The organism is Anaerosporobacter faecicola, from assembly GCF_012070565.1.
Taxonomy (GTDB): domain Bacteria; phylum Bacillota; class Clostridia; order Lachnospirales; family Lachnospiraceae; genus Anaerosporobacter; species Anaerosporobacter faecicola.
This window is the reverse complement of the sequence record NZ_JAAQRO010000029.1, coordinates 48,954-69,692: the sequence shown is the minus strand read 5'-3', so window position 1 is coordinate 69,692 and position 20,739 is coordinate 48,954. Positions and strand designations below refer to the sequence as shown.

19 protein-coding genes, 2 tRNA genes and 1 riboswitch are annotated in these 20,739 nt (G+C 36.0%); all 21 genes read right to left on the bottom strand.

Annotated features, from left to right (window positions below; genetic code table 11):
• Positions 1-211: 211 nt before the first annotated feature.
• The 21 genes from HBB17_RS12505 to secA all read right to left on the bottom strand — a co-directional run bounded on the left by HBB17_RS12505 (position 212) and on the right by secA (position 20,622).
• Positions 212-300 (bottom strand) — tRNA-Ser (locus HBB17_RS12505).
• Between the two features lie 74 nt (positions 301-374).
• Positions 375-460: transfer RNA gene (locus HBB17_RS12500), tRNA-Ser, on the bottom strand.
• Between the two features lie 526 nt (positions 461-986).
• The gene (gene ispD / locus HBB17_RS12495; RefSeq protein ID WP_167957837.1) at positions 987-1,718 is read right to left on the bottom strand and encodes a 2-C-methyl-D-erythritol 4-phosphate cytidylyltransferase; all 732 of its coding nucleotides are present in this window, start codon (positions 1,716-1,718) and stop codon (positions 987-989) included.
• Positions 1,719-1,747: 29 nt separating this feature from the next.
• Positions 1,748-2,770 (bottom strand): tRNA (adenosine(37)-N6)-threonylcarbamoyltransferase complex transferase subunit TsaD, encoded by a 1,023-nt coding sequence (gene tsaD, locus HBB17_RS12490; RefSeq protein WP_167957836.1) that lies wholly within the window; start codon positions 2,768-2,770, stop codon positions 1,748-1,750.
• A 29-nt stretch (positions 2,771-2,799) separates the two neighbouring features.
• Positions 2,800-3,387: a DUF6715 family protein gene (locus tag HBB17_RS12485; protein ID WP_167957835.1), complete on the bottom strand. Its 588-nt coding sequence runs from the start codon at positions 3,385-3,387 to the stop codon at positions 2,800-2,802.
• Positions 3,388-3,452: 65 nt separating this feature from the next.
• Positions 3,453-4,364: a ribonuclease Z gene (locus HBB17_RS12480; protein WP_167957834.1), complete on the bottom strand. Its 912-nt coding sequence runs from the start codon at positions 4,362-4,364 to the stop codon at positions 3,453-3,455.
• Positions 4,365-4,738: 374 nt separating this feature from the next.
• Complete coding sequence (locus HBB17_RS12475; RefSeq protein WP_238483740.1) at positions 4,739-4,987, bottom strand: hypothetical protein; 249 nt, start codon at positions 4,985-4,987, stop codon at positions 4,739-4,741.
• A gap of 77 nt (positions 4,988-5,064) precedes the next feature.
• Positions 5,065-5,502, bottom strand: coding sequence for a ribosomal protein S18-alanine N-acetyltransferase (rimI, locus tag HBB17_RS12470; RefSeq protein WP_238483739.1), 438 nt, complete (start codon positions 5,500-5,502; stop codon positions 5,065-5,067).
• An 11-nt stretch (positions 5,503-5,513) separates the two neighbouring features.
• Positions 5,514-6,230, bottom strand: a complete 717-nt coding sequence (gene tsaB, locus HBB17_RS12465) for a tRNA (adenosine(37)-N6)-threonylcarbamoyltransferase complex dimerization subunit type 1 TsaB (RefSeq protein ID WP_167957833.1) — start codon at positions 6,228-6,230, stop codon at positions 5,514-5,516.
• Positions 6,231-6,277: 47 nt separating this feature from the next.
• Entirely contained in the window at positions 6,278-6,706 is a 429-nt protein-coding gene (gene tsaE, locus HBB17_RS12460; protein ID WP_167957832.1) for a tRNA (adenosine(37)-N6)-threonylcarbamoyltransferase complex ATPase subunit type 1 TsaE, read from the bottom strand.
• A gap of 15 nt (positions 6,707-6,721) precedes the next feature.
• Positions 6,722-7,231 (bottom strand): YcxB family protein, encoded by a 510-nt coding sequence (locus tag HBB17_RS12455; RefSeq protein ID WP_167957831.1) that lies wholly within the window; start codon positions 7,229-7,231, stop codon positions 6,722-6,724.
• Positions 7,232-7,305: 74 nt separating this feature from the next.
• Positions 7,306-7,929, bottom strand: a complete 624-nt coding sequence (locus HBB17_RS12450; protein WP_167957830.1) for an ECF transporter S component — start codon at positions 7,927-7,929, stop codon at positions 7,306-7,308.
• Positions 7,930-8,239: 310 nt separating this feature from the next.
• Positions 8,240-8,358, bottom strand: a riboswitch (FMN riboswitch).
• 116 nt (positions 8,359-8,474) lie between these two features.
• A complete protein-coding gene (locus HBB17_RS12445; protein WP_167957829.1) occupies positions 8,475-10,637 on the bottom strand; it encodes a Tex family protein in 2,163 nt (720 codons plus the stop codon).
• A 14-nt stretch (positions 10,638-10,651) separates the two neighbouring features.
• Positions 10,652-11,074 (bottom strand): 6TM ABC transporter family protein, encoded by a 423-nt coding sequence (locus HBB17_RS12440; RefSeq protein ID WP_238483738.1) that lies wholly within the window; start codon positions 11,072-11,074, stop codon positions 10,652-10,654.
• Between the two features lie 560 nt (positions 11,075-11,634).
• Positions 11,635-12,846: an aspartate kinase gene (locus tag HBB17_RS12435; RefSeq protein ID WP_167957828.1), complete on the bottom strand. Its 1,212-nt coding sequence runs from the start codon at positions 12,844-12,846 to the stop codon at positions 11,635-11,637.
• 108 nt (positions 12,847-12,954) lie between these two features.
• Positions 12,955-14,166 (bottom strand): cofactor-independent phosphoglycerate mutase, encoded by a 1,212-nt coding sequence (locus HBB17_RS12430; protein ID WP_167957827.1) that lies wholly within the window; start codon positions 14,164-14,166, stop codon positions 12,955-12,957.
• Positions 14,167-14,334: 168 nt separating this feature from the next.
• Positions 14,335-15,549: a homoserine dehydrogenase gene (locus HBB17_RS12425; protein WP_167957826.1), complete on the bottom strand. Its 1,215-nt coding sequence runs from the start codon at positions 15,547-15,549 to the stop codon at positions 14,335-14,337.
• Positions 15,550-15,553: 4 nt separating this feature from the next.
• The gene (locus tag HBB17_RS12420; RefSeq protein WP_167957825.1) at positions 15,554-16,006 is read right to left on the bottom strand and encodes an ACT domain-containing protein; all 453 of its coding nucleotides are present in this window, start codon (positions 16,004-16,006) and stop codon (positions 15,554-15,556) included.
• A 246-nt stretch (positions 16,007-16,252) separates the two neighbouring features.
• Positions 16,253-16,720 (bottom strand): chemotaxis protein CheW, encoded by a 468-nt coding sequence (locus HBB17_RS12415; RefSeq protein ID WP_167957824.1) that lies wholly within the window; start codon positions 16,718-16,720, stop codon positions 16,253-16,255.
• A 2-nt stretch (positions 16,721-16,722) separates the two neighbouring features.
• Positions 16,723-17,845 (bottom strand): peptide chain release factor 2 gene (gene prfB, locus HBB17_RS12410; RefSeq protein ID WP_167957823.1). Its coding sequence is split into 2 segments (ribosomal slippage): positions 16,723-17,769 and positions 17,771-17,845, totalling 1,122 coding nucleotides; the frame shifts between segments, so codons are not numbered across the junction.
• Between the two features lie 206 nt (positions 17,846-18,051).
• Positions 18,052-20,622, bottom strand: coding sequence for a preprotein translocase subunit SecA (secA, locus tag HBB17_RS12405; protein WP_167957822.1), 2,571 nt, complete (start codon positions 20,620-20,622; stop codon positions 18,052-18,054).
• Positions 20,623-20,739 lie beyond the last annotated feature (117 nt).

Sequence of the window (20,739 nt, the reverse complement as noted above, 5' to 3'; positions counted from 1 at the left end):
GTTATCTCTAACTTCCGATACGGTTTGTTCTTTATAAGAACTGAAAATCTTTTTGTGTTCATCTAAGTCAATGACTTGTGAACACTGGAATTTTCAAGGTTGTTTCACTGTTCAGTTTTCAATGTTCTGTTTAATCAGCTCAAATAGTTTAACACAGTTACTTTCGTTTGTCAACTACTTTTTTTATTTTTTCGAAGTTTTTAGAAGTTTACGGAGAAGGTGGGATTTGAACCCACGCGCCGCTATTAACGACCTACTCCCTTTCCAGGGGAGCCCCTTCAACCTCTTGGGTACTTCTCCAAAGTATTCCAAGCCGATTGATAGCAAGTCCAACACGTAACCGTGCTTGAATTGTACGCAATCTTACGATGCGACGGAGAAGGTGGGATTCGAACCCACGGTCCCTTTCGGAATCACTGGTTTTCAAGACCAGCTCCTTAAACCACTCGGACACCTCTCCATACGTTGCTTGAACAGTATATCATTTCAGTTTTTTGTTGTCAAGCATTTTTTATTATTGCTTCTATGCTTATTGAAAAGGCTTGTTTAAAAGCTCTAATGCACATCAGCGACATGTGTTAGTATAACATGTGTTAATTATAAAGTCAACTATAATTTTGCTATTTTTTTTATTTTTCAAACAATTAAGTAATATTGACTCAATTATCATTTTTAAAAGAACACTTCACACGAAATATAACTATAACAGGTTATGTTTATCCTACTGTATCAATATTTTTGGTTACTCACATCAATTCTAAAAGAATTAACACTCTATAGTCTATTATCTATACGACTTGTAGTTCTTTATAGAAAAAACACCTCTGGCATCCATCATTTTTAACTGAATCTGCCGAGGCATTTCTATTATTCTTATTACTCCACTTATATAATACGTAATAGGTATTCCTTTAAATAAATTAGCACACACAGCGCTTAATCTCCATTACACGTTCTGCTAGCATTGTAAAGTATTACATAAAGTATTACTTATAGTATCGATTCAATAATAATTCTGCAATTACCACATCTTCCGGTGTTGTAACTTTCATATTCGTATACTCACCTTCAACAATCTTTACATTATGTTTGCTTCCACTCTCCACAACCATTGCATCATCTGTTATTTCTAATTCACAACAATTCATTATTTTTCTATATGAATCAATTAATAAGGTGTATGAAAACGCTTGTGGTGTCTGAATAATATACGTGAGACTACGCTTTGGAGTATTTGCTATATTACCACTTGTATCTGCTATCTTGATTGTATCTTTGCTAGGAACACCCACTGCTACTGCACCATGTATACAGACTTCTTCCATTGTTTTCATGATAATATTTTCATTAATGAGCGGTCTAGCAGCATCATGTATTAGCACATAACTATTCTGCGCTTCCAATTCACTATTAGCAATTGCCTGTTCAATCACTTCCAAGGCACGATAGACTGATAAATATCGTTCAGATCCACCTTCTATAACCCATTTTACTTTATGAAACCCATATTTATCTATAATCTCTTTTTGACAATAAGGCATTTCTCCCTTACCCACTACAAGCATGACATGATCCACATTACTTTTTTCAAATGCAGCGAGTGAGTAATAGAGCATCGGTTTACCATGTAACTCCATGTATTGTTTTGCAATATTCGATTGCATTCTACTTCCTTGCCCTGCTGCTAAAATAATTGCTATATATTTTTCTTTTTTCATCTCAGTCTCCATGCATTATAGCATTCGTATTATCGTTGGCCAATCTTTAAATTTGGAATTGCATTCAGATCCAATCCATGTCTTGTTCCATTTTTATACTCATAATATGCTGCTGATGCAATCATCGCAGCATTATCTGTACAAAAGATTGGTGAAGGGTAGAATAATGATAAACCATGTTTTTTGCATGCTTCTTCCATTCCCTTTCTTAGTCCTTTGTTTGATGCAACCCCTCCTGCTAGCGCAACCTTTGTCAATCCATATTCCTTGGCAGCTAACATTGTCTTTGATACTAGTACATCAACAACTGCTTCTTGGAAAGAGGCCGCAATATCTGCACGATTTACTTCAATTCCTTTCATCTCACAGTGATTGATGTGATTTAATACAGCCGACTTGACACCACTAAAACTAAAGTCATAAGGAGCTCCTTCAATATGGGCACGTGGAAATGCAATCGCTTTCCCATCTCCCTCTTTTGCAAGTGCATCGATCTTAGGTCCTCCTGGGTATCCTAATCCAATCGCTCTGGCAACTTTATCAAATGCTTCTCCTGCTGCATCATCTCGAGTTCGCCCTATGATCTCATATTCTCCATATGCCTTTACGATTACAAGGTGTGTATGCCCCCCTGAGACAATGAGACAAAGAAATGGTGGTTCTAAATCCTTATTCTCAATATAATTAGCCGATACATGTCCTTCTATATGATGTGTTCCCACAAGTGGTATACCTGTTGCATAACTAATTGCTTTCGCTTCTGCTACACCAACTAATAAAGCACCCACTAAGCCCGGTCCATAGGTAACCCCGATCGCATCAATATCATCAAATGTTACTTTTGCCTCTTCCATTGCTTCTTCAATTACCTGGTTAATTTTTTCAATATGCTTTCTCGACGCAATTTCAGGAACAACTCCACCATACAATTTATGAAGATCAATCTGAGATGATATTACATTGGAAAGTACCTCCCTTCCATTCTTAACGACTGCTGCTGCTGTCTCATCACAAGATGATTCAATACCTAATATTAATATATCTTTTTCCATCTGTTCTTCTCCTAAAATATCTTTCCGCTCTATTTACCTATATCAGTAGGAGACGTAATCTCCCAACCCAATATTCTCCATTTGCCATTTTCATCTTTTCGCAAAATATATTTTTGATATGTTTTTGTTACTTCAGAATCTTTTAAGGTATATGTTGCAATAATTGACGCATATTCCTTACCTTCTTTTTTGTAGTATTCGACCGAACTACTTTTTCCCACAGAACTTCCTACGATTGTTCTCTTGGCTTTTCGATAATCTGTAATTTCTTCCTTTAAGTCTTTAAACTGATCATCAAATTGATTTTTATTCAACAATTCTTGGTCAAATAAAACTCTTTCCTGTGCCATTACTTTCTTGATTGTATCATCTGACAATTTCTCATCATAATAACATGTAATTAACTTATTAAACAATACAATAACCTCTTTGGGCGTGCTTGGATAATCCATCTCAATATCACTTCCCAGTAAGTTTTCTATTTCCACTTTGATTGCCTCTTCTTTTGCTTTTTCTGTGTCCTTTTTCATAAAATAAAAAAACAATGTCACCAAAATGAATGTTCCGATAACAACTACTAACATTTTATTTCGACGTTCTTTTTTCGTTGCTGCCATATAGATTCCTCCCTTACCTTCCCCCGTTTGGGTGCTTGTAATAGTTTTTCTTTCACGCAGTACTTTTAATCCTCTTCAAATAATAAGGTTTTTGTTCTTCCATCCTTCGCGGTTTTAGTATTCTGAAATATTCCCCTGGCCTCATCTACATATTCATCCGGGCGAATTAGAGATGGACTATAATGCGTCAGCCACATTTCCCTTACTTGTGCTTTTTTGGCTAAACCAGCTGCTTCTGTAAATGTCATATGCTTATGCGCCATTGCCTTTTCTTCCATTCCTTTTTCCCCATACATACCTTCGCATATGAATAGATCGGAATCCATTGCATTTTCTGCAATACTTGGAACTGGTCTACTATCCGTACAGTACGTTAACTTGATCCCTCTTCTCGGACTTCCAAGTACCATATCTGGAGTAAACACTTTTCCATCTTCCTCAATGTTTTCCCCCTTTTGCAAGCGGCTCCAATACTTTTGTGGAACTTGATTTTCACTTGCCTTCTCAGGCTGAAACTTTCCTGCACGTGGGACCTCTAGGGAATAGCCATAACAGGTAATATTATGACTAACCTTAAATGCATGAATCACATAATCATTAATTTGAAATGTTTCTTCTGCGCTTGTAATCTCTTTAAATATAATCTCAAATGGTAATTCCGGTGCAATCACACGAAGTGCATTCACTACACGTTCCAACCCTTTAGGACCAATCATAACAACTGGTTCTGTACGATCAGAATTCCCCATAGAAAGAAGAAGCCCTGGTAATCCACTAATATGATCCCCATGGTAATGTGTAAAACAGATCACATCGATTGGATGGACACTCCACCCCTTTTCACGTATGGCAATCTGCGTACCTTCTCCACAGTCAATCAGCAAACTACTACCATTAAGTCTAGTCATCAAAGCTGTCAACCATCTATTTGGAAGTGGCATCATTCCACCGGTTCCTAATAAACATACATCTAACATCCATTTTCCTCACTTACTATAATTATCGGTTTTTATCTTTGTATTATTAACATTTTGTCTACATCTTAACACATTTTGCTATTTACTTCAATCCAGCATAATTCCGTGGTCTTCTTTCCATTCATATGTACAAGTTTCTTCATACTAGAGTCTCATTCCCCTTCTGCCATAAACTTTTTATTACTAATCACCTTTATAAGTTCTTCTTAAGTTTCTATAGTAGAACAGTCGGAGGACTTTCTTATTATAAAAAAAAATTGTATATAACAGCATGTCCAATTTTACAATTGTCATCTGCTATATACAATCATCTTATACGCTTATTTGTCTTTGTTTTATTCCTGCTCTTATCCGTTCAATACTTTTTTAAAGCACTACATAACTTCTCTTTTCAGCGAGATATCAACCGGTATCACGAACTCTGATACCATTCTATTATAGCATCGCTCACACATATTAAAGGTGTGAATTTGTAAATCCTTGTGTGAAAAATATCCCCACTCTTTTTTTGCAGAAAAAACATCTTCTTTTAGTATCCCATGTTCGATTTTTAGCTTTTTGCCGCATACGTTACAATACATATCCTTGTGCTTCAAATCATGTACATCTTTCAACCACTTCACAACCTATCCCTCCTGCTATTACACACCAATCAGATACCTATAGTATACAAGAAAATCCCCAAATATTGTAGTGGAAATTAATTGTAAAGCCACATTATCACTGCATCTTCAATTGGTTTATCGTAGAATTTCTTTCGTAGTCCAACACTTTGGAATCCAAGTTTTTCGTAAACATGAATTGCCGCAGTATTGCTTTGACGGACCTCTAATGTAAAATCACAAGCCCCCCGGCCCTTTGCTTTGTTAATTAGAGCAGTAAGCATCTCTGTTGCAATATGTGCATTTCGATACTCCTGTTTTACTGCTACATTAGTAATTTGTCCTTCATCACTGACCACATATAACCCGCAATAGCCAACAATTTCTTTTTCTCTTTCAACAACAAGATAAATGCATAATTCCTGGTTCAAGGAATCGGAAAATGCCTTTACACTCCACGGGTCAGAGAAAATACTTTGTTCAATTGCTACTACTTGTTCCAAATCATCTTGTTGCATGTTTCGTATTGTAAACACGTTCGTGCTCCTTATTGACTCTTCTTTGCAGCGTTTTTCTCCGCTAACTCTCGTTCCGCTTGTGACAAACGTAAATACTCTGGCTTATGATCTCTTGCATTGACCATTGTTCCTTCTTCATAGTATCTACATGCAAGTGCTCCTATAGCACCTGCTCTTTGTCTAGCCAAATGCGCCGGACTGTATTCATGTGCTACTGTAATTACTTGTTCAATCTGTTCTTTGTATACAGGAACACCATCTCCAAGGAAGATGACTTTTCTTCCTTTTTCATTAATTTCTTGTATTATTTCCGATAATGCAACTGCGCATTCTTGCTTTATAACAGAGAATTTTCCGTCTATATATTCATACAAACCAGTATACACTTGGTTTCTCTTTGCATCCATCAACGGGCAAATCATATAATCTGTGAATCCAATGTTATAGGCTAAGCCATCCACGGTTGGTATCTCAATAATTGGTTTGTTAAGCGCCAAACCCAGTCCTTTTGCTGTTGAAGATCCAATTCGAAGTCCTGTAAATGAACCCGGTCCTTTCGCTACTGCTATGGCATCAATCTCTTTCAGGTCAAGTTCAACCATCTTCACTACCGCGTCTAGCATTGGTAATAAGGTTTGTGAGTGTGTCTTTTTATAATTAATTGTATATTCTCCTATTAACTCTTTGTCTGAAATAATTGCTACTGAGGCAACTAATCCAGAACTATCAATTGCTAAGATTTTCATTCTTCTCTCCCATCTATAAACAAAGTATTACTCGTATCTCTCTTCGTTTACAAGCTCTCATCAACTGTTATTCTTCGATAATCAAAACCTTTCTCCAGAACTTTCTCGATCTTAATAACCGTTATCTCCTCTGGTAAGATTTCTTCAATTAGGTTTGCCCATTCAATCAGGCATACTCCTTCTCCACTGAAATAATCTTCATACCCGATCTCTTCCATCTCTTCTACATCTGCAATTCGATATACGTCCAAATGGTAGAACGGTAGTCTTCCAGAGTAGTATTCCTGTACAATTGTGAAAGTAGGGCTACAGATTGGTTCCTCAATTCCTAACCCATCTGCAAATCCTTGTGTAAATACTGTCTTCCCCACTCCTAAATCACCTAAGAGGCAGAATACATCTTTCTTATTGGCTTTCTTCCCTAACTCATATCCTAATTGATAGGTCTCTTTCTCATTCCAACTCTCTATTACCATAATAACTCCAATCCATTATTTCTTCCGAAATTTACATTTTGCCTGATCAACATTGTCTTGAATTAATTGGACCAATTCCTGTTCTTGTCCATTCATCTGTGATTTTGGTAAAATATATCCTGTCACTTTGGAGAAATATAAGATAATTAGATTCTTAGTTTCAACAACTTTATACATATCATTCCATGATAATTCCGCATGTTGATCATTCTGGCGAACAACAATCTGTTCCTGATCGAATTCGTAATCTAGCGGTATCTTAAACATTGGATTCAAACTAACTTGTTGTCTTGCTTTCATTCGGAGTTGAATTGGGTTAATAATTGTAAACAATGATGCAATCACAAGTAATAATATATTCTGATAGGTATCGGATTTACCTAGCCCTATAAAAAACGATACCAATGCAACCAAACTAATTCCAACTCCCACTAGTCCAGCCACACTGGTATATGCATGTCGAAGTAAAAATTCATACATGTCTGAAACTTTTAATTCGATCTTCAAGTTTACCTTGTTATTCATCTACAAATTCCTGCCTTTCCTTACTTTACTACTTCATTATAGCAGAAACAAGGAAAAAGGCAACGGGTAATCCACTAAATCCTATTTCTTAGCGGTTTATACAAATAAAAGCCTATAACGCCTAATACGATTCCTTTCATAACATTAAACGGCGTGATTCCAAGTAGAACAACAGTTGCCAAATCTTTGACAGCTGGTACCGTTTTAGCAGCACTACCTACTACATTTTCCATTCCGCCAAACAATTGGGCATACAATGGTACCGTAATAAAATAATTGATGATTGCCCCCACAAACGCTAATGCAACAGTTGCAACACCAAACGAAATTACTGCTCTAGCTTTTCCTTTTAAACGACGGAATAAATATGATGCTGTTACTACATAAGCAGAACAGATTACAAAGTTTGCTAGCTCTCCTACGCCCCCTGTTGTTGTTGCGGTAATGGCTTTGATTAGGTTTTTGATCAATTCTACCAAAAGTCCAACCATAGGCCCATAGAAGATTCCACCAACGAGCGCTGGTACATCACTGAACTCAACTTCCAAAAAACCAAGATACTTAAATGGCAAATGTAATAGCATTAGCACATATGCGATTGCTCCTAAAAATGCCATCATAACTAAATTCTTTGTTGTAAACAACTCTTTTGTCACCATGTTTGTGTTGGTCATTGCCTGACCTGTTTTTTCAGTCATACTACTCTCTCCTTAATCTTTGCTTTCTCTTGCACAACTTATGTATGATTATTCTGTGCAAGGCAATAAACGTAAGAAGGTTCTTCAGCACGTCCACTTCTTTGTGCAAGTATGCACCATAGTGGAGCGTTTTTTTATGTAACGAAACTCTTTCCAATTATGCCAATGGAATATTCCTTCCTATTACATAAAAAAGCCCTGAATGAAACCATTCAGAGCATGCGCTATTCATCATCAATTATCATTATGCATTGCTGCATTGTGTTTGTTTCAATAAAATTCAATTGAAAACAAGCAGAAATAATTTCAGATGTTTCTTCTCTCATCCAGACTATACTGTCGGTTTTGGAATCGCACCAAATCAGCTACTGAAGTAGCTCACGGACTATCACCGTCGATCGGGAATTTCACCCTGCCCCGAAGAACTATCTTATTCTGTTTTTACACTCGAATGAGCGTAACCTTGTAACATCAATATATTAACTAATTTTACTGGATTTGTCAACCAATAATATGATACAACAGCCAAAGGGACATCGTCATTGTTACATTTTCATCGTAAGTTGAATTCTCTTCTTTCCAAGATCCACTGACATTACTTTTACATCAACAATATCGCCAACACTAACAACATCCAATGGGTGTTTTACGAACTTTTTATCCGTTAATTGTGAAATATGAACCAATCCATCTTGATGTACACCAATATCAACGAATGCACCAAAGTCAATTACATTTCTAACCGTACCTTTCAATACCATGCCTGGTTGTAAATCTTCCATAGCAAGTACATCCGTTCTTAAGATTGGTTTTGGCATCTCTTCTCTAGGATCTCTTGCTGGTTTTTCTAATTCCTTAATAATATCTGTTAAGGTAATCACACCAATTCCAAGTTCTGCTGCCATCTTTTCCTTATCCGTGATTTTAGCACCAAGTCTTGATAATACCGGTTTACCAGTTTCATCTTTTTTCGTTATATCTTTAGCTGTATAACCTAGTTTTTCAAGAAGCACTTTTGCCGCATCATACGTCTCTGGATGCACACTTGTCGCATCTAATGGATTCTTACCTTCAGCAATACGCATAAATCCTGCACATTGTTCATATGCCTTTGGTCCAAGTTTTGCAACCTTTAATAATTGTTTTCGATCAGAAAATCTACCATTTTCCTCACGATATGAAACGATATTCTTAGCGATAACTTTCGTAATACCCGATATATATTCTAATAAAGAAGCACTTGCTGTATTCAGATCAACCCCTACTTTATTAACAGAATCTTCAACAACCCCTGATAAGGCTTCCGACAATTTCTTTTGATTCATATCATGCTGATATTGCCCTACACCAATCGCTTTTGGTTCTATCTTTACTAGCTCTGCAAGCGGATCCTGTAATCTTCTTGCAATAGAAGCAGCACTTCTTTGTCCTACATCAAAGTTAGGGAACTCTTCTGTTGCTAATTTTGAAGCCGAATATACACTGGCACCTGCTTCGTTTACAATAATGTATTGTACTGGACGATTCATCTCTTTGATCATCTCCGAAACAATTAGCTCAGATTCTCTTGATGCAGTTCCATTCCCAATAGAAATTAAGGTAATGTTGTACTTTTCAATTAGCGCTTTTACAGTCTTTTTTGCTTCTTCCACTTTATTCTGTGGTGCAGTTGGATATACAACTGTAGTATCTAGTACCTTACCCGTTGGGTCAACTACTGCTAATTTACAACCTGTCCGAAATGCAGGATCCCAGCCCAACACTGTTTGTCCAACAATAGGTGGTTGCATTAGTAGTTGTTCCAGATTCTTACCAAATACTTTAATTGCTCCATCTTCAGCTTTTTCTGTTAACTCATTCCGTATCTCTCGTTCAATTGCAGGTGCAATTAATCGATTGTAGCTATCTTCCACAACGCTTTTTAATACATCTGTTGTATATGGATTTTCTTTTTTGATTACCTGTTTTTCTAGATATCGTATAATCTTTTCTATTGGTGCATTCACTTTAACCGTAAGAATTTTCTCAGCTTCCCCTCGATTCAAAGCAAGAATTCTGTGTCCTGCAATCTTTGCAATTGTTTCTTCAAAAGCGTAGTACATCTCATATACAGACTCCACTTTTTCATCTTTCGCTACTGAAGAAATGGTTCCTTCTTGCATGGTAACTTTACGAATATGAATACGATAATCCGCCTCATCTGATACACTTTCTGCTACAATATCTTTTGCTCCTGCAATAGCTTCTTCAACCGTATTCACATCTTTCTCTTCTGATAGAAATGCAACTGCTTCCTCTTCTAATGGCTTGTTCAGCATCTGCATGACTATAAGATTTGCCAATGGTTCTAGTCCTTTTTCCTTGGCAATGGTAGCTCTTGTTCTTCTCTTTGGACGATATGGACGATACAAGTCTTCTACTACAACCAATGTGGCAGCTTCTAGGATCTGTTTTCTTAATTCCTCTGTTAGCTTTCCTTGTTCTTCAATACTAGCTAAAACAGAGTTCTTCTTGTCTTCCAGATTACGTAGGTATAGCAATCGTTCATGTAGATTACGCAATACTTCATCATTTAAGGAACCAGTTACTTCCTTTCGGTATCGTGCGATAAATGGTATTGTATTGCCTTCGTCGATCAATTTTACTGTCGCTTCTACCTGCTCAAGTCGGATTCCCAACTCATCCTTTAACTGCTTTAAAATATCCATGTAAGTAAACTCCTTTACGACTTTCTTATAAATTCTTCTTTACAGACAGGGCAAGTAATGCAGATCTTCCCTTTTCCTTTGGGAACCCGTACCGTCTTTTTGCACTTTGGACAACGATAATATCGATGTGTCTTATCTTTACTCCTATTTACATATTTCATAAAGTAATTTCGTATAGGGTTCCAGAACGCTAAAAATTTTCGGTTTTCTTCATACCGTTTTCGTATATTCTTTGAAAACGTACGAAAATAACAGATCAGCAACGGAATTATCGATAATGTCGATAGTACATGTGACTTTGGAAAAATTCCCACTACTGTTAGTATAACCGAAATCACAAGAAGTGCAAGTGACAATTGGTCTACTCCATATCGACCATTCATAACACGTCTTAACCAGTTCATATAACAACCTCTCTTTCTATATATTTTATTCATTTCCTTGTACTTATTATTGCCTTTGTATTATTCCTTTCAAACTTCGAATATGAGGAACTTTATGTATAATAGGAGGCTACTATATTCACATGTGATATCAAACAAGCGTATGTTTTCTGACGATTATAGCAAGCACTTCTTCATTCCTAACATCCAAGTACAAAGTATGATTTATTGAGTACATATATGTCTGCTTTGTACTTCACATAATAATGTGTTTTTATAAGAAATACAATTAAATAAGTATTAAAAATATATGTTATTTCACTATATTGCAAGGCTTACATTATAGAACAAAGTGTACACTCTCGTGTTAATAACAGCTTCAACTATGATAAACACGCTTTGCGAGTTTATCAAGTTATCGCGGCAGTCGCCAAGGTCTCAAGTAAACTTGGACTTTGGCTCGTTGCTCGCGTCAATAAAATAGCTCCTCTTCCATCTAAAAGAATCATGTAACATTTCTTCTAGGCGGAAGAGGAGCTTTCTAATATATCTTATAATTAACAGTTAAAATTCTTCATGAATGCATTGTTTTGCATTTGAGACTTTGCCCGTTATTAATGACCTAAATTGAATTTCTCATGTACCGCATTTGTTGCAACTTCTACTGATTTCTCATCGATTAATACGGTTACGCGGATTTCTGAAGTAGCGATCATTTTAATATTTACTTGAACATCAAATAATGCTTCGAACATCTTAGCAGCTACCCCTGGATTAGACATCATACCTGCTCCTACGATCGATACTTTCGCAACATTTCTTTCAACATCTACTGATTGACATTTTAAGCTTCCCTCACTATGTCTCTTGATGATCTCAACTGCTTCATCAACAGCATCTTTTGTTACAGTAAAGCTAATGTCCTTTGTTCCTTCACGTCCAATTGATTGTAAAATAACATCTACATTGATATTGTGGTTTGCTAAATGATTGAATAGTTTGAATGCTACTCCTGGTGTGTCTTGTAATCCTACAACTGAAATACGTGCTACATTTCTATCTGCTGCTACTCCACTTACTAACATCTTTTCCATTTTTACTTCCTCCTTAACAACGGTTCCTTCTGATGTATTTAAACTTGAACGTACGATTAGTGGTACTCCATATTTTTTAGCCATCTCAACAGATCTGTTATGCAAAACTCCAGCGCCTAATGTAGCTAAGTCTAACATCTCATCGTAAGTAATCTCATCAAGTTTCTTTGCATCCTTGACAAGTCTTGGGTCTGCTGTGAAAACACCATCTACATCTGTGTAAATTTCACATGCATCTGCATGTAATGATGCTGCTAAAGCAACAGCTGTTGTATCAGAACCACCTCTACCTAATGTGGTATAATCATCATATTGATTTACGCCTTGGAAACCAGTTACGATCACAATCTTCTTATTATCTAATTCATGTTTGATTCGTTCGGTATCAATACGTTTTAATCTGGAATTTCCGTATACGGAAGTTGTATGCATTGCCACTTGGAATGCATTAAGTGAAATTGCTGGTACGCCTAATGAATCCATAGCCATTGCCATTAACGCAACAGAAGTTTGTTCTCCTGTTGTCAATAGCATATCTAGTTCTCTCTTAGAAGCCTTTGGATTAATATCCTTTGCCATATCTAAAAGTACGTCTGTTTGTTTACCCATTGCAGATAAAACAACAACTACTTGATTGCCTTTTTGATAATCTTCAATACATCTTTTTGCAACATTAAAGATTCTCTCTTTGTTAGCTACAGATGTTCCGCCAAATTTTTTTACTATTAGCATAACTGCCTCCTATATTATAAATATATTTAGATTGCGTCAATTACATTTCGCAAACATATACCGATCCACGCTACACGCTTTAACAATGTAGTTAATTAAAACAATAAATTATATTGCATCATCTGTCAACAATTTATTTATCATTTTATACCCATCTGCGACATAATTTCCACTATTTTTTGCTTCTTTCTCATTATATAACCAAGAGGCTTTTCTATCAACTCTACTATCATATAACATATAAGGAACTGGATCACTTGTGTGGGTACGGCAACAGATTGGCGTTGGGTGATCTGGCATAATCAACATACGATATGGTTCGTTTGATGCATCCATTTCTTCCTTCACTAGTTTAATAACTTTTTGATCTAAAGATTCTATTGCTTCTATCTTATTCGGTATACTACCTTGGTGTCCCATCTCATCTGGTGCTTCCACATGAATGTATACAAAATCAAATCCATCCTTTAATACCGCTTTAACAGCAGCTCGTGCTTTACCTTCATAATTAGTATGTAATGTTCCGTCAGCGCCTTCAACAATAATGTTCGTCATACTGGCACCTACTGCGATTCCCTTTAGTAGATCAACGGCAGAGATCATTGCTCCCTTTTTCCCTGTCTTTTCTTCAAAAGAATCCAAAGCCGGTCTTGTTCCTGCTCCCCAAAACCAAATTGAGTTTGCTTTGTTCAGACCTTTTTTTGCTCTTTCTATGTTCAATGGATGATTATTCAAGATATCATAACTTTTCTTCATCATCTCTTTTAATGCTGTTTCTTTTGGTAAATAAGAACCTATCACTTTACCAAGAATATCATGAGGTGGTGTTAATTCAACAACATTTCCTTTATCCCAAATGGTCAGGTGACGATAACTCGTTCCAACATAATATTTGTACACATCATTTTCTAATTCTTTTTTCACTGCATCTAGTAAAATGGCTGCATCTTCGGTAGATATTTCACTGGAACTGTGATCGATGATTGTTTTTTCTTCATATGGTAAATCATCATCTGATACCGTTACAATATTGCATCGAAGAGCAATATCGGTAGCCTTCATATCCACACCTATACTCAACGCTTCCAACGGAGAACGTCCTGTATAATACTTTTTAGGGTAGTATCCAAGTACTGCAAGATTTGCTGTATCACTTCCTGGTTTCATACCTTCTGGTATTGTTTTTGCCAAACCGATTTCAGATTTTCCTGCTAAGGCATCCATTGTTGGTGTATTGGCATATTCAAGCGGCGTCTTCATCTCCAATGTTTCCAAAGGTTCATCTGCCATTCCATCTCCTAAAACTACGATATACTTCATGTCTCGCTCCCATCTGCACCATGTTTTATGCATGTATGCGAATCTCATTATAAGAAAGTTTTCTTTCCCATCAATCATTAGTTATATACATAGTCTGCAAACGCAGGCTTTTATAAAAGTACTCACCAGAAACAGTCTTCCGTATTCCAGTGAGTATTCCAATCCTTATTAAAAATTCACACGGATTCGATTGACCATATTAGAGAATGCTTTTTGTTTTTCTTCGAATTCCCCTTCTGAAATCTCTTTTGTTATAAACGCATATTCTCCTGCAACAACTGCTGGCACTTCTGCAACTTCACCAAATGCTTCTATTACTTTTTCCTCATTGGATGCTTTGTCGCCAGCTAAACGCACGAAGAATTTTTGTTTTGCCTTCTTGATATCCGATAATTCTAATTTTTTATTGCTCCATATAGTCATTATATTCGTTCCAAGATGTTTTGCTGCATCTACTACATCTGCTACAACTGCACTTGCTGTAGGTAATTTACCTGCACCTCTACCATAGAACATAACATCCCCTAGTACGTTCCCGCTTACGAAAATTCCATTGAATACATCGTTCACGCCTGCTAATGGATGTTCTTCACTGATCATCATTGGTGCAACCATTGCATAAACTTCATCATTTACCTTCTTGCTTGTACCAAATAATTTGATGCTTGCATTCAATGCTTTCGCATATTTCATGTCTACATCTGTTATTTTTGTTATACCTTCTGTATAAATATCTTCATAATCTACTTGCATACCAAATGCTAGTGAAGATAAGATCGCGATCTTTCTACATGCATCATAGCCTTCCACATCTGCTTCTGGGTTTCTTTCTGCATATCCCTTATCCTGTGCATCTTTCAATACTTCATCAAAAGCAAGACCCTCTTTGCCCATCTTTGTTAAGATGTAATTGGTTGTTCCATTCAAGATACCTGTAATCTCTTCGATTTCATCTGCTGTTAATGATTGATTTAATGGACGAATAATCGGAATTCCACCACCAACGCTTGCTTCAAATAAGAAATTAATATTTTTGCTTTTTGCTAACGCTAATAATTCTGCTCCATGTTTTGCTACCAATTCTTTATTGGATGTACATACACTCTTACCCGCTTCTAACGCTTTCTTTACAAAAGTATAGGCTGGTTCAACACCACCCATTACCTCAACAACGATCTGTACTTCCGGATCATTTAAAATGATATTAAAATCATGAACAACCTTTTCTTGAATTGGATCACCAGGGAAATCTCTTAAGTCCAAAACATACTTTACATTAATTTCATTTCCAGCCTTTTTATTAATACTTTCTTGGTTGGTATTCAATACTTCTACAACACCTGATCCTACTGTCCCGTAACCTAACACACCGATATTCAACATAATGTCACTCCCTAGCTAATATTTTTAAATAATGAATTCCATCTAACCCTTCCACTGCATCAATCAATACAGATAGACTTGCGCTTGATGGAAGAACTTCTACACTGATTGTCACCATTGCTATCCCATTAACAGGAATACTTTGATGAATCGTTAATATATTGGATTCATTCTGCGCTACTACATTCAGAACCTTTGATAAAAGTCCAGGTTCATCATCCATCTGTAACATGAATGTTATTGTCTTCCCTCTGGAATTATCATGAAACGGAAAGATATCATCTTTGTATTTATAAAAAGAACTTCGACTGATACCTACGGCATCGGTTGCTTCCTGAACCGTTATAACCTTTTCTGAATCCAGTAAATGTTTTGCTTCAACCACTTTAAGAAGTACTTCAGGAACTGCCTTTTTCTTTACAATAAAGTATTTATCTTCTTCTAACTTATTATTCATAACTGCTCCTATTCCCAACTTTAGTGTTTGTATAGGAAATACACTTGTTTTTCCTAGGAAGATATTAACACACTTCATTTTTAAATGCAACCTTTTTATAAATATTCTCCAAAATGCATAAAAAAAGACGAGCTTTTGACATGTATTCTCATAACAATTAAGAGTAACCTGTCAAAAACTCGTCTAATACTTTTAAATATTGTTCTTACAACTCTATTAATTACACAAATCCTGTATTTTTATGAGTTATTCTTGTACTTCTGCTACAATTTTCTCAATTGCACCTTTTTCCGCATCACTTAGAATTCCATCTAAATTAAGCAACAATACCAATCTCCGATTCACATCAGCCACACGATCAATATATGCGGTACTTTCGGAGCGAATAATCATAGGAGCATCATGTATACTACTTTCTGGAATCTCAACAATCTCATTAACCAGATCAACTTCAAAAGCCATAACAATATCTTTTGATTTTGTTACAATAAGTTTGGTATTATCATCTACTTCTTTTTTTGGCAGACCAAACTTGTTACGTAAACTATAAACCGGAATTACATCACCTCTTAAGTTGATAATTCCTTCGATATAGCTTGGGGCATTTGGAATTGGGACAATATCCATATATTTCTCAATTGCCTTTACATATAGGATGCCTATTCCGAATTCTTCATTTCCTAATTTAAAAATGACTTGTTTCGTCGTATCCATACTTACTCCTCCTTATTCTTTCCTACACTTAACCATTTTAGATAAGCATTAATAAAAGGATCAATGTTTCCATCTAGAACACTTATAACATTTCCTATTTCCTCATTTGTTCGATGATCTTTCACCATTGTATAGGGTTGCATTACGTATGAACGTATCTGGCTTCCCCAACCGATCTCTTTTTGCTCACCGCGTATACCAGATTCTTTTTCAAGATTTTCCTGTTGTTTTAGCAGGTATAACTTTGCCTTCAGCATTTGCATTGCCTTATCTTTATTCTGGAATTGCGATCTTTCATTCTGACATTGAACAACAATCCCCGTTGGAAGATGGGTAATACGAATGGCCGATGATGTCTTATTAATATGCTGTCCACCAGCACCACTGGAACGATACGTATCTATTCGAATGTCATCATCCTTAATCTCAATATCCAAATCTTCTTCTATATCTGGCATAACATCACATGACACAAAGGATGTTTGTCTCTTACCAGCTGCATTAAATGGTGAAATTCGTACAAGACGATGAACTCCACGTTCTGACTTCAAGTAACCGTATGCATTTTCCCCATTCACTTGGAGGGTTACCGATTTCACACCAGCTTCTTCCCCATCAAGATAGTCTAGCACTTCTGTAGAGAAACCTTTTTTATCAGCCCAACGTTGGTACATTCTAAATAACATATTTGCCCAGTCACAGCTTTCTGTACCGCCTGCACCAGCATGTAATGTTACAATTGCGTTATCTTTATCATACTCCTCGGATAACAATGTTGCAACACGTAAGTTTTCGAATTCCTGTACAAACTCATTCATCGCTTCATCTACTTCTGATACGAGTTCTGGATCACTTTCTTCATATCCCATTTCGATTAATGTCTCAACATCCTCATATGCTTGCATCAGCTCGTCATACTTGTCTATTGTTGCTTTAAGATCCTTTATTTCTTTCATATATTCTTGGGAAGCTTTCGCATCCTCCCAAAACGATGGTTTCTCCATGATTTCTTCTAATTCTTGAATTCTTAGCTTTTTATTTGCTAAGTCAAAGTGAATCCCCCACTTCTTTTAGCGGTTTCTCATAGGTACTTAATGTATATTTGTACTGATCTAATTCTACCACTATAATCACCTCTTTCTTTTAATATTCTAACTCAATACGGTTCCAATTCCTACTTGCCAAATATTTTACTATGGCTACTTTCTATACTAATCTGTTTTGTATAAGGATTCTCGTATACATTATATTAAATAACTATACCAGATGTAAATATAATAAACGAAAAGGGACGTTGTAATTTCACCGCCCCTTTTCTTTATTATACAGAATTAATAATTCTTACCACAACACTGTTTGTATTTCTTTCCGCTACCACATGGACAAGGATCATTTGGTAATACTTTCTTTCCAGTACGTTTTACTGGTCCTTTTGGAGAATCGTCTTTATTCGTACCTGTTACTTTTGCAACTTCTTCTCTTTCAACGTTTTGTTCAATTCGCACATGCATTAATGCACGAACAGTATCTTCTGAGATTGCTTCAATCATTTCGTCGAACATTTCAAATCCCATAAATTTGTATTCTACCAATGGATCTCTTTGACCATATGCCTGCAAACCAATGCCTTGACGTAATTGATCCATATCATCGATATGCCCCATCCATTTGCTATCAATAACCTTTAGAAGAATTACACGTTCAATTTCTCTTAATTGTTCAATTTCAGGGAATTCCGCTTCTTTTGTTTCATAAAGCTTAACTGCCTTTTCTTTTAACTCTTGAACAAGTGTATCCTTTTTCATCGTTTCCAATTGTTCTTTTGTTAAGGTTACTTCTTCAATTGGAATAACTGGAAGTAATAATTCGTTTAATTCTGCCAAATCCCAGTCTTCTGGTAGTTGATCATCACTAATACAACGATTTACAAACTTCTCTACATTATCTGTGATCATCTTATAGATTGCATCTCTCATGCTTTCCCCGTCAAGAACTTTTCTACGTTCTTCATAGATGATCTCTCTTTGATCATTATTAACTTGGTCATATTCAAGAAGATTCTTTCTAATACCAAAGTTGTTATTCTCAATCTTCATCTGTGCTTTCTCAATGGCATTTGATAACATCTTATGTTCAATCTGTTCTCCTTCAGGAAGACCTAATGAATTAAACATCGCCATTAATTTCTCTGAACCAAACAAACGCATTAAATCATCTTCCAAAGAAATGTAGAATCTAGATTCACCTGGATCTCCTTGACGTCCTGCACGTCCTCGTAACTGATTATCAATACGTCTTGATTCATGACGTTCTGTACCAATAATCTTTAAACCGCCTAAATCTACCACACCTTCACCAAGCTTGATATCTGTACCACGACCAGCCATATTGGTTGCAATGGTTACAGCACCTAGTTGTCCAGCGTCCGCAATAATTTCAGCTTCTAATTCATGGAATTTTGCATTCAATACTTTATGTGGAATTCCCTTTTTCTTTAACATTTCGCTGATTTCTTCAGAAGCCTCAATGGTAATTGTACCTACTAGGACTGGTTGTCCTTTCTTATGACTCTCAATGATTTCATCCACAACTGCATGAAGTTTTTCACGTTTTGTCTTATATACAGCATCCTGACGGTCTACTCTGGCTACTGGTAAATTGGTAGGAACTACGATAACATCCATTCCATAGATATCACGAAATTCTCGTTCTTCTGTTAATGCTGTACCAGTCATACCACATTTCTTCTCATATTTATTAAAGAAGTTCTGGAAAGTAATCGTTGCAAGTGTTTTACTTTCTCTCTTAACTTTAACTTTTTCTTTTGCTTCGATAGCTTGATGTAATCCATCCGAATAACGACGTCCTGGCATGATACGGCCTGTAAATTCATCAACGATCAATACCTGATCTTCTTTTACAACGTAATCTTTATCTCTAAACATTAAGTTATGTGCACGTAAAGCTAAGATAATGTTGTGTTGGATCTCCAGATTTTCTGGATCTGCTAAGTTTTCTATATTGAAGAATCGTTCAACTTTATGAACACCCTCTTCCGTCAAGCTGACATTCTTGTCTTTTTCATTAACAATAAAGTCGCCTTCTTCTTCGATCTCTTCTTTCATAATGGCAGCCATTTTTGTTAATTCAGCACTTTCTTTACCACGCTCTAATTGTCTTGCCAATACATCACAAGCTTCATATAATTTTGTTGATTTACCACTCTGACCAGAGATAATTAATGGTGTTCTAGCTTCATCAATCAATACAGAATCGACTTCATCCACAACTGCATAATGTAATCCACGCATAACTAACTGTTCTTTGTAGATTACCATGTTGTCTCTTAAGTAATCGAATCCTAATTCATTATTCGTTGCATACGTAATATCCGCTGCATATGCTTCTCTTCTTTCATCATTGGTCATACTATTAAGAACAACACCAACGGTCAAACCTAAGAAACGATGTACTTTTCCCATCTCTTCTGCATCACGGTTTGCTAAGTAATCATTAACTGTTACAATATGCACACCTTTGCCTTCTAATGCATTCAAATATGCTGGCAATGTAGAAACTAATGTTTTACCTTCACCGGTTTTCATTTCTGTAATTCTTCCTTGATGAAGAATTACACCACCGATTAACTGAACACGATAGTGTCTTAAGCCCAATGTTCTCTTAGATGCTTCTCTTACTGTAGCATAAGCTTCAACAAGGATATCATCAAGAGTCTCACCATTTTCCAAGCGTTGTTTGAATTCTTTTGTTTTGTTTTTTAACTCATCATCTGATAACTTTTCAAACTCGGGCTCTAATGCTTCAATTTTATCAACTATCGGACTTATTCTTTTTAATTCACGTTCACTATGTGTCCCAAATAATTTACTTACTAATCCCATTTATTTTCTCTCCTATGATATTTCGCAAATATATATACTAGTGATATTCAAACTAATTTATATTGTATCATTAGTCCAAGGACTATTCAACTAATTTTTTAAACTAGTCCCATACTT